This window comes from Bradyrhizobium sp. Mp27 (genome assembly GCF_029953005.1).
Taxonomy (GTDB): Bacteria; Pseudomonadota; Alphaproteobacteria; order Rhizobiales; family Xanthobacteraceae; genus Bradyrhizobium; species Bradyrhizobium barranii.
In genome coordinates, this window is record NZ_JASAUS010000018.1 from 42,914 (window position 1) to 55,266 (window position 12,353).

Genomic DNA, 12,353 nt, shown 5'->3' on the forward strand with positions numbered 1-12,353 from the left:
GTTATTCAGCGAGACCGAGCGCGGCCAGATGGGCTGCGCCGGCGCGAACGTCGTCGTGATTGCGGAGTTCGAGGATCAGCCGCGGGTCGGAGGTCAGCCGGCCCAGAGCGCGGAACACGGCCACCCACGGGATGTTCCCCTCGCCCGGCGCCCAGTGCCGGTCGGCAAAGCCGTCGGTGTCCTGGAGGTGCACATGCGTCAGCATGTCGCCGGCGGTTTCGACGTAGTAATCGACCGGCGGTGCGCCGGTGGAGATGTGGGCATAGTTGGCGTGGCCGGTGTCGAGGGAGACGCGGACCTTGCTGCTTTCGAGCGCCTTGGCGAGGCGCACGCGGTCGCGCGGATCCTTGTCCTCGATGTTCTCGATGACGACCTCGCAGCCGATCGTCTCGGCGCGCGCGATCACCTCGGCAAGCGTCGTCTTGACGCGTTCGACGAGATTGCTGCGGTTATCGGGATAGAGGTCGAGATTGTTGTGGTCCCAGGTCGTGAACGGTGAATGGATCACCATCTGCGTCGCGCCGAGGAACTCTGCGGCATCGAGGCCCTGAAGCAGGCGCTTCGTCACCGCCTTGCGGATCAAGGGATCATGGCTGTCGATCTTGAAGCCCCAGAACGGGCCGTGAATGCCGAGCCGGCCGGTATGGCCCGAGAGCATCTGCTTGATCTCGCTGGCCGCACTCCGCCAATCGCCGTCGAGCAAATCCGCGCGGAAAAAATCCTGAATTTCGAGATCGCGCTGCCGTTCCAGAAGCCAGTCGCGGTGGGCGGGGATCGATTTGATGGATAGTGCGGCGCCCAACACCGGCTTCGACATGGCTTGATCCTTGACCGTCAGCGATGACGGGAGCAGCGCTAGACCAGTTAAGTGACAGGCCCGTGAAATGCAGGTGCCGCGGCGATGCGCCGATGTGGACATCCCCGCCGATCGCCTGCATCGAATTCAGGCAGCAGCGATCGCAGCAGATGCGGACAAATGCGCCAGTGTGCAGCATCAAGCGCGTTCGTGTCCGTAGTGACACGGAATGGAATCCTAACCATACTTCGCGTACATCGCGCGCATCGATCGGCGGCCTTCCAGGGGCATCACCCTCTGATCGCGCTACATGGGGTTGGGGGACCGCATGGGGCGGGGGGGGGATCAAAGGCTGGGGCAAGGTGACGAGGTCCGGACTCCTAGGCACTCCGGACCTCGGAACTTTCTAGATTGAACGCAATTTCGCGCCGCCGGCTGTATGAGCCGCGCGGCGCGAAATCGTTCTGGAGCCACCCTGCCCGATCAGCAGCCTTGCTCAATCACTTCGGAACGTTCCGCTCGAGATCCTCGAGCCATGCCGCCGCGCTGGAATCCGACGGCGCGCGCCAGTCGCCGCGCGGCGACAATGAGCCGCCGGCCGAAACCTTCGGCCCGTTCGGCATCGCCGAGCGCTTGAACTGGCTGAAGGCGAAGAAGCGGCGCAGAAACACTTCCAGCCAGCGCCGGATTTCCGGCAGATCATAAGCCCTGCGCTGATCGGTCGGGAACGCCGGCGGCCATTCGCCCTTGGCGACATCATTCCAGGCGTGCTGCGCCATGAACGCGATCTTGGACGGCCGCATGCCGAACCGCAGCGTGTAGAACAGGTTGAAATCCTGCAGCTCGTAGGGCCCGACGGAAGCTTCCGTGCTCTGCGGCTTCTCGCCGGGCTTGACCGGAACCAGCTCGGGCGAGATTTCGGCCGACAGGATCGACGTAAGCGTCCGGTTGACGTCGTCGCTGAACTGTTTTGAGGCGATCACCCAGCGGATCAGGTGCTGGATCAGCGTCTTCGGCACCCCGGCGTTGACATTATAATGCGCCATCTGGTCGCCGACGCCGTAGGTGCACCAGCCGAGCGCGAGCTCCGAGAGATCGCCGGTTCCGATGACGATGCCGCCATGATGGTTGGCGAGCCGGAACAGATAGTCGGTCCGCAGGCCCGCCTGCACGTTCTCGAACGTGATGTCGTAGACCTTCTCGCCTTTGCCGAAGGGATGGCCGATGTCCTTCAGCATTTGCGTCGCCGTGGGGCGGATGTCGAGCTCCTGCCACTCCGTCTGCAATGCCTTCATCAACGCCAGTGCGTTGGTCTTGCTCTCGCGGCCGGTGGCAAAGCCCGGCATCGTGTAGGCTAGGATGTTGCTGCGCGGCAGTCCGAGCAGGTCGACCGCCTTGGCGGCGACGATCAGGGCGTGGGTGGAATCGAGCCCGCCCGAGACGCCGATCACCACGCGCTTGGTTCCGGTCGCGCGCATGCGCTGCACGAGGCCGGCGACCTGGATGTTGTAGGCCTCGTAGCAATCCTGCTCGAGCAGGGCTTCGTCGCTCGGCACGAAGGGGAAGCGCTCGATCTTGCGCAGGAAGCCGATGTCGGTGGCCGGCGCCTTCAGGGCGAAGGTGATCCTCCGGAAAAAGGCTTCGCGTTGCCGGCGATTATCGTCGAACGTGCCCATCAGCGCGCGTTCCTGCCTGAGCAGATCGAGATCGACGTCGGCCAGCGTGATCTGGCCGTCCTGGCGGAACCGCTCGCCCTCGGCCAGCAGCACGCCGTTCTCGTAGATCGAGGTCTGGCCGTCCCAGGCCAGGTCCGTGGTCGATTCCCCTGCCCCCGCGGCTGAATAGACGTAGGCTGCAAGACAACGCGCCGACGTCGATTGGCACAGCAGTGCGCGCGAGCGCGCCCGACCGATCGTGATCGGGCTGCCGGATAGGTTGATCAGTACGCTGGCGCCGGCAAGCGCGAGTTCGGAAGCCGGCGTCACCGGAATCCACATGTCCTCGCAGATCTCGACGCCGATGATCAGGCCTGGAACATCCTCGGCCGCGAACAGGAGGTCAACGCCGAACGGTGCGTGCAGCCCGCCAAACGCGATCGTCTCTCCGGCCATGCCGGCGCCGGAGGCGAAATGCCGTCCCTCGTAGAATTCGCGATAGGTCGGCAGATAAGACTTGGGCACGACGCCAAGGACGTTGCCGCGATGAATGACGACGGCGCAATTGTAGATGCGATGACCGAAGCGCAGCGGCGCGCCGACGATCAGGACGGTCATCAAGGCCGAGGAGGCCTCGACGATTGAGGCGAGCCCGCGCTCGACCGCATCGAGCAGCGGGTCCTGCTTGACGAGATCCTCGATCGCGTAGCCGGACAGGCACAGCTCCGGAAACACGGCAACCGCCACCGACTGTTCATGGCAAGCGCCTGCCGCCGCCAGGATCGCCTTCGCATTGGCCGTGGGATCGGCCACATGGGAGGTGGTGACGCAGGCCGCCACGCGCGCAAATCCGTGGGCGTAGATCGAGTGGAAGCTCATCGAGCGCGGTACCCTTAATCTTGTCGCGGCCGCAGCCGCCAGTTCCCCATGATATGTAACCCATCGACCGGGCCCCGTGCAGGCCATCCGCCGTCATGCATAACGGATTTGCGTGTTCGCCGGCCCGGCCGGGCCAAGGCACCTGACAAGGTCAGGCGCTGCGGGCCAGCACTCCGGAGAGGTCGTTGCGCAGCCACTCGGCGATCCGGGGCCAGGCATGGGCGTGGGTGCGCGCCCCCATGAACAGGCCGAGATGATTGCTGGGCTCGGAGGCCGCGGCAATGAAGGCCGGCGGCGTTCCGAGCAGACTTGCGGTCGCAAGCGCCTGTCTGGCCGGCACGACGTCGTCATCGAGCCCGGCCAGCAGGAAGACCGGCACCTTGACGTCCCTCAGATCAACCTCGCGGCCGAGCGCCGTGAAGTCGCCGCCGGCAATCCGATTCTCTCTGAAGATCCGGTTGACGATCTCCAGATAATAGGTGCCGGGCAGGTTGAGCGTCTCGGTATTCCAGCGATCGAAACGCGCGAGCAGTGCCGCGCCCTCCTCGTCCGAGAGATCCCTCTGCAATGCCGCCGCAATGTCATCGCGGCTCGGCGCCTTCGTCCAGAAGCGCAGCATCTCGTCGCCGCTGACATTGCCGCCGCCGCGCGCCACGAGCTGGTCGTAGAGCGCCTCAGGCGCATTGCGAGCGAGCTGGGACAGCGCGGAATCGATCGAGAGATCGACGGGCGCCCCCACCAGTACCAGCCGCCGCGCCTTGGCGGGAAAGCGCGCCGCATAGAGCAGCGACAGCCAGCCGCCCTGGCACAGGCCGACGAGATCGACCGGCGCGCCGATTTCGTCAACGGCGACGTTGAGATCGCCGAGATAGCTGTCGATCGAGAGATAGCGCATGTCCGGCGAGGCCGAGCGCCAGTCGGTGAGGTACACCCGATCGATGCCGCCATTCTGCAGGGACTGCACCACGCTGTGGCCCGGTGCGAAGTCGGCGATCAGGGCCCGATGCAGCGCATAGGGCGCGCAGATCAGTGCCGGCTGGCCGGATTGCGTCCGCGTGCAATCGCGCAGCCGCATGGTCGCAAGCTCCAGGGCGACCGTGTTGGGTGTCGTCCACGGCAGATTGCTCGCGTCCTGTTCCGGCGGATCGCGCTCCAGCCACCAGAAGCAGGCGTCCATCGCGAGCCGCGCCGCCGCAAATGGCAATAGCAGCGGATCATTCGGAGGACGATCCGATCCACCCAGCGGTTTGCCGCCCTTCTCCACCATGACTATCTCAAGGTCCTCACAGCAAGGCCTCCAGGCTGACGATCGAAATGCCGCGCTCGCGAAAACTCCGATGGGTCGCGACCACAGAGCCGTCGAGATCAATGCCGCGGCATGCATCCTCGATGACGGCGACCTCGAACCCCGCCTTGCGGGCATCCTCCGCCGAGAAGCGAACACAGAAATCCAGCGCGAGGCCGGCGACGAAGACGGTCTTCAGCTCGCGCTCGCGCAAATAGCCGAGCAGCCCGGTCGGCGTCCGGTGGTCGTTCTCGAACAGCGCCGAATAGGAATCGATGCCGCGACGAAAGCCTTTGCGCACCACGAGGTTTGCCCTGGTAATTTCGAGCTCCCCATGGAATTCAGCGCCCACCGTGCCTTGCACGCAGTGCGTCGGCCACAGCACCTGGGTGCCGTAGTCGAGCTCGATGGTCTGGAACGGCTGCTTGCCCGCATGGTTCGGTGCGAACGAGACGTGATCGCCCGGATGCCAGTCCTGAGTCAGCACCACATTGGTGAATTTTGCGGCAATTCGGTTGATCGCCGGGACAACCTTCTCGCCGCCGGGAACGGCGAGCGCTCCGCCGGTGCAAAAGTCGTTCTGCACGTCGATCACCAGCAGCACGTCGCGGTCGGAAATCTGCATCGCAAGGTCCCGTTCCAGCCGTCCGGCGCGACGGGCGCCGAACGATCCGTCCAATGTCGATCTTCCCGCGCTGCTTCGCAACCATCGACACATGCGGCGATATCGCGCCCGTCGCACCTGGGATGCAACGGTTTGGCGTTGTCCGAGTTGACTAGGCTCACCCAAGGACGGATTCTAGAGACGTTCGCAAATTGCGGATCGGATGGAGCGGAGGGAACGGTTCCCGCGAGCCTGCAGGCCGCGGCAGCCACAAGGTCATGAGTATCGGCAAGACAGGACAGATTCTTCTCGCCGATATCGGCGGCACCAATGCGCGCTTTGCGCTGAGCGAAAGCGCATCGGACAGCGGCGACCAGGCCGGGCCCATCGACTATGTGAAGGTCGCTGACTTCCCGACCGTCCGGGAAGCCATCGCCGACGTCCTTGCGCGCCGGTCCGGCGGCAAGCAGCCCAAACGAGCCGTGCTGGCCGTCGCGGGTCCCGTGACCAATAACCGCTGCGTCATGACCAACAGTCCGTGGGTCATCGACGGCAACGAGCTCCAGCCGGCCCTCGGCTTCGAGAGCGTGCATGTGCTCAATGATTTTGAGGTCGTGGCCTGGTCCCTGCCCGCCCTGAAGCCTGCCGATTTGATCCCGCTCGGGGGGCAGGACGGCCTCCTCGGAGAACCGCTGCTGGTGGTTGGGCCTGGAACCGGTTTTGGCGTCTCCTGTCTGGTCGAACGCCACGGCGCCCGGCTGGCGGTCGTCACCGAGGCAGGCCACGCCACTTTGCCGGCGGAAAACGAGCGCGAGGAACGCGTGATCGCGTGCTTGCGCCGACGTTTTGGCCATGTCTCCATCGAGCGCGGGGCGCTTTCGGGCTCCGGTCTGCAAAGCCTCTACGAGGCGCTGGCCGAGGTCGACGGCGCCCAGGTGCCGCACCGCGACGCCGCCGCCATCACCAAGGCCGCCCTGGAGGGCAGTTGCGAACTCAGCCGCGCGACGCTGGAGATGTTTTGCGCCATCCTCGGCTCGGTCGCGGGCAATCTCGCGGTGACCTTCGGCGCCCGCGGCGGCGTCTATATCGCCGGCGGGATCGCGCCGCGCTTCCCGAAGTTCCTTGCCGCTTCCGCGTTCCGGGCGCGCTTCGAAGCCAAGGGACGCTTCCAGGACTATTTGCGCAACATCCCGACCAGGCTGGTGACGAAACCCGACGCGAGCTTCGTCGGCCTGAAGATGTTCGCCGACCACAATCCGGATTGATGAGCCGCGATCGGCTCCGACGCCGTCCAGTCCGTTAACTATACACAGCTGATTGCAGCCAAGGCGCGGTTCCACGCAGGATCGTGCTTGCCCGACTGTGTCCGATGGGAAACAATTCCCTTGAGTGTGTGGCGTAGTTGCGGGGGCGTGACATGCGTAAGCAGGACTTCGGTTTCGACTATCACCGCTATCACCGCCTGCTGACCGAGGCGGACGACGATGACAAGCGGCTGGCCCTGATCGAGCTCCTGATCGAGGAAAAGGCGCGCGACCGGCTGGCCGCGCAGCGCGCCTCTGATCGCGCCGCCATGCCGGCCCATACCATCGCCACCGTGCTAAAGAACGGCCGCAACTGAGACTTGCGGGACCGCATGGTACTCGCGCAAACGCGCGAGCGATGGCGATTCCGTTAACGATCCCTCGCAAGCTCGCGTCAAACTTTTTGCTCTAAGAGCTTCCCCTACCTGATGCAATTCAGGGGTCAACAAGGGGGGAATGAACATGAGCATGATTTCGCTTGCCGCGATCCCGGCCACCGTCGAAACCCGTTTTGCCGATTCTTCGTTCAAGATCATCTTGCTGTTCTGCTGCATGGGCCTGGTCGCCTCGTTCGGCGTGATGGCGCGCGGCATCGACCTCAGCGCCGGTCTGATCTGAGAGCACGACACATTCCTTCGCCAAATGGCCGCCCCTCACGGGCGGCCATTTTCGTTGGCGATCTCAGTACGGCGCCTTCTCGGTGAGGAGCCTTCTCAGTGAGGAGTTTTGGCGACCGCGTCCGGAAACAACGAATCGATCATCACCTTGAGCTGGTCGAGGGAAATCGGCTTGCGCAGGATCGGCCGCCGCCGGAGCAAGGACGGCAGCAGTTCCGGCCCGTAGCCGGTGGCGAACAGAAACGGCTTGCCGCGGCGCTCGATCAGGTCGGCGACCGGATCGACGTAGAGGCCCTTCAGGTTGATGTCGAGGATGGCGAAATCGTATTGCGCGGTCATCGCAAAGGCGCTCGCGTCCCGGACATTGTCCGCTTCTGCGACGACATGGTGGCCGAGTTCCTCCACCATGTCGGCGATCATCATCCGGATCAACGCCTCGTCTTCGACCAGGAAAACGGAGAGTCCGTCCGCCATATCAACCCCGCAGTCAGCTTACGAAGCTAATCATACCCGAAATGCGGAGAGGATTCACGAATTCGTGGCGGGCGCCGTTAATTCAGACGCCCGCAATCGGATTCAACTTGATTAATCCAGCCCGCGCTCGTGGCTGAGGCGCACCATCTCCTGGATGAAGACCTGCTTCTGCTTGTCGTCGAGGCTCGAATAAAGCGGCTCGGCGGCATCGGCGACGTTGCGCTGGTCGGCGGCGCGGTCGATCAGGAATTGAGATTCGTTGCGCATCTGCTCGATGATGTCGTCGGGCGGATCGCGCTTGGCGCGGGCGATCCGCAGGTTGAGCCGCTCCGCGCCATTATGCCCCAGATAGTGCATCGCGCTCGAGAAGCCGAACCAGTGCTTCTCCTGATCGGGCGTCAGGTTCAACTCGGTCTTGATCCGCTCGATATAGGAATCGCTGTTGGCGACGATCTGCTCGGCGGTCTGTTGCGGCGCGCCGGGCTGGGTGAGGACGGTGACGTCCTTATTGTCCTTATTGTCCTTATTGTCCTTGTTGTCCTTGTTGTCCTGCGGCGCATTCTTGGCTTCCTTGCTCACCTTGGCGCCCTTGCCCGCCTTGGCGGTCTCCTTGGCGCTCTTGGCATCCTTGTCCTTGCCGGCGCCCGGCTGCTTGGAATCCTTGCTCGCGTCCTTGGCAGCCGGAGCCGGCTGGTTGTTGTTATTGACGCCGAGCACGCCGGTGAAGACACCGACCACGCCGCCGATCGCACCGCCCAGCACGCCGCCAACGGGTCCGGCCGCCTTGTTGCCGGCCGCGGCTCCATCCTGAACACCCTTGACCAGGCCTTGCGCCTGCGCAACCGCGGCGGCGCCGAGCAGCACCGCGAGCACGGAGCCCAGCGCGAACCATCGCCGCAGGTGAAGCCGCGCAGGCGGCGCCGGGTTGATCATTCTGGTCTCCATCGTCGATCCGATTGTCCTGTCCCGGCGGGGGCCACCCGCCGGTTGCAACTCTATCGTTTTCGCCGCTTCGCGGTCCAGCCGCAGCCAATTGCTGTCCACGCCCGAAAACTGTTTGGCCCGAAGCGGTTATGAAGGCTTATTCGAAACTGCGGCGTAATTGCGCACGAGATGTCCCGCGCTCCTTGCCCCGAAGTGTGCGTCGCAAAATGCGCCTCCGAGGTTTACCTCCGGTGCGCGTCGCGAGACGGCGCTGCCGCGTTCCCGGACGCAACGTTAGTTCTAGACGGCGAGCCGTTCGGCTTCCTCGACAGACGGGATCAATCATGATCTGATCGCGCTACCAATTTGCTGCACTTCGCGCGATTTCACGCGAGGCGTAGCGCCAAGAAACGCGAACAAAAAATCAAAAACAAAACTCGGAATGCCAGAGGAAACGCCAGAACAATAAAACACCAAGCGAGGAAACGAGATGTCACGCAAGAAACTGACGCGACGTCAATTTGTAGCTGCCACTGCAATGTCCTCCGCGGCGCTGATCACGGCGCCCTACGTCCGCGGCGCCTACGCCGCCGGCAAACTCTCGATCGGCTTCTGGGACCACTGGGTCCCCGGCGCCAACGACGCCTCCAGGGCTCTTGTCAACGAGTGGGCCGCGAAGGAGAAGGTCGAGGTTTCCATCGACTACATCACCAGCAACAACAAGAAGATCGAGTTGACCGTTGCAGCCGAAGCGCAGGCGAAGTCCGGTCACGATATTCTTCAGATGTACACTTGGTGGCCGCACGCCTACGCCGAACAGCTCGAGCCGGTCAATGACGTCGTGGAGCCGGCGATCAAGCAGAACGGTGAAGTGAACGGCACCGTGAAATATCTCGGACAGGCGGCCGGCAAATGGCTTGCCGTCCCCGCCACCCCCGGGAGCCAGATCAAGGGGCCCTGCACCCGCATTGATCTGATGAAGAAGTACGCGGGTATCGATGTTCAGGAACTGTACCCCGCAGGCGCACCGCCGAAAGCGGACAGCTGGACCATGGAGACATTCCTCAAGGCCGCCGAAGCTTGTCAGAAAGGCGGCTTCGCCTTCGGCATCGGCCTCGGCGAAACCACCGACAGTGTCGATACGGCGGGTGCGATCTTCCAGTCGTTCGGCGCCGAACTCGTCAACGCCAAAGGCGAGCCCACGGTGAAGACCGATCAGGTCCGTCAGGCGCTCGAATATTACAAGAAGCTGATCGCTTTCCTGCCACCTGACGCACCATCCTGGGATGACGCCTCGAACAACAAATGGCTGATCTCTGGCCGGGGCGCCCTCATCATGAATCCGCCAAGCGCCTGGGCGGTGGCCAAGCGCGACGCACCGCAGGTCGCCGAGCAATGCTGGACGCACGGCTTCCCGGCCGGCCCGAAAGGCCGCTTTGCGCCCTATCTGCCGTACTACTGGGGCCTCTGGAACTTCTCCAAGAACAAGGAAGCTGCCAAGAGCCTGCTCACCCATTTGTCGCAGGCGTCGTCGATCGAGAAGTTCGTCTCTGCCAGTGGCGGCTACGACCTGCCCGCCTATGCGAACATGACGACGTTGAAGACGTGGGCCGAGGTAGAGCCGCCGAAAGGAACGCTCTATCACTATCCCAACCCCCACAATCATCAGACGCTGTCGATTGCGGCCTCTCCTGCACCGCCAAAGATCGCCCAGCAGATCTACGCACAGGCGATCCTGACCAAGATGGCGCTTCGCTTTGCGCAGGGAGAGAAGATGGACACCACGCTCGCCTGGGCCGAGGGCGAGTGCGAAGGCTTCATGCGAACCTGAACCGGAATGTGCAACGGCGGTTCACGCCTCCGGCGTGAGCCGCCAGCACAATCCGCCGTTCGATGTATGATCCGATGAAGCCGACCGAACGGCCGGCTTCGCGAACAGACATTCTGCAGGGAAGGTTTGGTCATGGCCGATGTCGTCGTTCAGCACGGTCGCGCCGTTCGAACAACGAGCGCACGCAAGGGAGGGAGCCTGCACAATGCGTTGAGGCGAAAATCGACCGTGGCGTTTTTCCTGACGCTGCCGCTGATCCTGCTGATCGCGTTGCTCGTGCTCTACCCTGCCCTTTACTCGGCTCACCTGTCGACGCTGAACAAGTCGATGCAGAAGTTCGTCGGCTTCGGCAATTTCACCTTCCTGTTCAAGCGCGAAACGTTCTGGATGGTGGTGAAGCAATCCTGCATCTTCGCGATTACGGCCGTCGTCTTCAAAGCGCTGATCGGCTTCATCGTCGCGCATTTCGTTCACAACATTCCGGCCAAGGGCCAGCGCAAATGGCGCGGCATGCTGCTTGTGCCCTGGGTCATTCCGCCGGCGATGAGCACGCTGGCCTGGCTCTGGCTGTTCGACCCCTCCTACAGCGCATTGAACTACACGCTTTCCTTCTTCGGCATCGGTCCCATTCCCTGGCTTGGCGACGCCGCCTGGGCGCGCTTCTCCGTCATTCTCGTCAATGTCTGGTATGGCGCACCGTTCTTCATGATCATGTATCTGGCGGCGCTGAAATCGGTGCCCGATCAGCTCTACGAGGCGGCAGCGATCGACGGCGCCAATTGGTGGCAGCGCATCTGGTACGTGACGCTGCCGATGATGCGCAACATCATCGCGATCACGACGCTGTTCTCGCTGATCGTCACCTTCGCCAATTTCGACATCGTGCGCATCCTGACCTCGGGTGGCCCGCTCGACCAGACCCAGATCTTTGCAACCTACGCATTCCGGGTCGGCATCGAGAGCAGCGATATTCCGCTCGGCGCCAGCGTCTCGCTGTTCATGGTCCCAATCCTCGCCGTCGCGGCCATCTTCATCCTGCGCGACGTCTCCAAACGCGGGAATGAAGCCTGATGAGCACAGTCGCGATCGATAAGGCCGGCCCCCGGCGCAAGGTCAAATACGGCAGCATGAGCCGCGACCGCACCTGGGCGCTGCGTTGGTCCTATTTCTTCCTGGTGCTGTTTGCGATCTTCTCGCTGACGCCGCCGCTCTACATGCTGATCACTTCGCTGAAGACGAGCGCAGAAATCTCTGCGGCCACCAATCCCTGGTGGGTTTTCCATCCAACGCTCTCAAACTACGTCGAGTTGCTGACCTCCAACCAGTTCCTTCGATTCTTCTGGAATTCGGCCATGGTGTCGATCGTGGTGGTGATCGTGACCATGTTGATCAGCATCCCTGCGGCATTTGCGCTGGCGCGGATGAAGTTCTGGGGCTCGGCGACGCTGGCGACCGGGGTCTTCCTGACCTACCTGGTCCCGGACAGCCTGCTGTTCATCCCGCTCTTCAAGGTGTTCGCGACCGTTCAGGAGTGGACGGGGATCCCCCTGCTCAACCGGTGGTACGTGCTGCTGTTCATCTACCCGACCCTGACCGTGCCGTTCTGCACGTGGATCATGATCGGCTACTTCGCCTCGATCCCGAAGGAGCTCGACGAGGCCGCCATTATCGACGGTGCTTCCTGGCTCCAGACCCTGACGCGGATCTTCATTCCCGTGGCGCTGCCCGGGCTGATCGCCGCGACCATCTTCGCCTTCACCGTCTCCTGGGCCCAGTTCCTCTATCCCCTCGTGTTCACGACGTCGGTGGACCAGTTCGTGCTGCCGGTCGGCATCACCACCACGCTGATCAAGGGCGACGTCTTCAACTGGGGGCAGATCATGACCGGGGCGCTGCTCGGCGCAGCTCCGCCGCTGGTCATCTACGCCTTCCTGATGGACTACTACATCGCCGGCCTGACCGCCGGTGCGACGAAGGGTTGATA

Annotated in this window: 12 protein-coding genes; 6 read left to right on the forward strand and 6 right to left on the reverse strand. The window is 63.3% G+C overall.

Annotation, left to right across the window (positions count from 1 at the left end):
* Nucleotide 1 precedes the first annotated feature (1 nt).
* The 4 genes from QJT78_RS12970 to pncA all read right to left on the reverse strand — a co-directional run bounded on the left by QJT78_RS12970 (nucleotide 2) and on the right by pncA (nucleotide 5,240).
* Nucleotides 2–817, reverse strand: coding sequence for a sugar phosphate isomerase/epimerase family protein (locus tag QJT78_RS12970; protein ID WP_028147841.1), 816 nt, complete (start codon nucleotides 815–817; stop codon nucleotides 2–4).
* 479 nt (nucleotides 818–1,296) lie between these two features.
* Complete coding sequence (locus tag QJT78_RS12975; RefSeq protein ID WP_038953486.1) at nucleotides 1,297–3,330, reverse strand: NAD(+) synthase; 2,034 nt, start codon at nucleotides 3,328–3,330, stop codon at nucleotides 1,297–1,299.
* A 151-nt stretch (nucleotides 3,331–3,481) separates the two neighbouring features.
* A complete protein-coding gene (locus tag QJT78_RS12980; protein ID WP_028147843.1) occupies nucleotides 3,482–4,597 on the reverse strand; it encodes an alpha/beta fold hydrolase in 1,116 nt (371 codons plus the stop codon).
* A gap of 16 nt (nucleotides 4,598–4,613) precedes the next feature.
* The gene (gene pncA / locus QJT78_RS12985) at nucleotides 4,614–5,240 is read right to left on the reverse strand and encodes a bifunctional nicotinamidase/pyrazinamidase (RefSeq protein ID WP_038943562.1); all 627 of its coding nucleotides are present in this window, start codon (nucleotides 5,238–5,240) and stop codon (nucleotides 4,614–4,616) included.
* 257 nt (nucleotides 5,241–5,497) lie between these two features.
* Between pncA and glk the strand changes: the two genes are divergently transcribed.
* From glk to QJT78_RS13000, 3 genes are all read left to right on the forward strand, one after another.
* Nucleotides 5,498–6,484, forward strand: coding sequence for a glucokinase (gene glk, locus QJT78_RS12990; RefSeq protein ID WP_028147844.1), 987 nt, complete (start codon nucleotides 5,498–5,500; stop codon nucleotides 6,482–6,484).
* Nucleotides 6,485–6,636: 152 nt separating this feature from the next.
* Nucleotides 6,637–6,840, forward strand: coding sequence for a hypothetical protein (locus tag QJT78_RS12995; protein WP_038943564.1), 204 nt, complete (start codon nucleotides 6,637–6,639; stop codon nucleotides 6,838–6,840).
* 145 nt (nucleotides 6,841–6,985) lie between these two features.
* Nucleotides 6,986–7,141 (forward strand): hypothetical protein, encoded by a 156-nt coding sequence (locus tag QJT78_RS13000; RefSeq protein WP_193375948.1) that lies wholly within the window; start codon nucleotides 6,986–6,988, stop codon nucleotides 7,139–7,141.
* Between the two features lie 95 nt (nucleotides 7,142–7,236).
* On the opposite strand, the gene QJT78_RS13005 is transcribed toward QJT78_RS13000, so the two are convergent.
* Together QJT78_RS13005 and QJT78_RS13010 are read right to left on the reverse strand one after the other, a co-directional pair.
* Nucleotides 7,237–7,614: a response regulator gene (locus QJT78_RS13005; protein WP_014495213.1), complete on the reverse strand. Its 378-nt coding sequence runs from the start codon at nucleotides 7,612–7,614 to the stop codon at nucleotides 7,237–7,239.
* Nucleotides 7,615–7,725: 111 nt separating this feature from the next.
* Entirely contained in the window at nucleotides 7,726–8,547 is an 822-nt protein-coding gene (locus QJT78_RS13010) for a Spy/CpxP family protein refolding chaperone (protein ID WP_028147845.1), read from the reverse strand.
* Nucleotides 8,548–9,028: 481 nt separating this feature from the next.
* On the opposite strand from QJT78_RS13010, the gene QJT78_RS13015 reads away from it, so the two are divergent.
* The 3 genes from QJT78_RS13015 (at nucleotide 9,029) to QJT78_RS13025 (ending at nucleotide 12,351) form a co-directional block, all read left to right on the forward strand.
* Complete coding sequence (locus QJT78_RS13015; RefSeq protein ID WP_028147846.1) at nucleotides 9,029–10,369, forward strand: extracellular solute-binding protein; 1,341 nt, start codon at nucleotides 9,029–9,031, stop codon at nucleotides 10,367–10,369.
* Nucleotides 10,370–10,501: 132 nt separating this feature from the next.
* Nucleotides 10,502–11,440: a sugar ABC transporter permease gene (locus tag QJT78_RS13020; protein WP_028147847.1), complete on the forward strand. Its 939-nt coding sequence runs from the start codon at nucleotides 10,502–10,504 to the stop codon at nucleotides 11,438–11,440.
* Nucleotides 11,440–12,351 carry a carbohydrate ABC transporter permease gene (locus QJT78_RS13025; protein WP_028147848.1) on the forward strand — a complete coding sequence of 304 codons (912 nt, stop codon included), beginning with the start codon at nucleotides 11,440–11,442 and terminating at the stop codon, nucleotides 12,349–12,351. Before QJT78_RS13020 ends, QJT78_RS13025 begins: the two co-directional genes overlap by 1 nt.
* The last annotated feature ends 2 nt before the right edge of the window (nucleotides 12,352–12,353 follow it).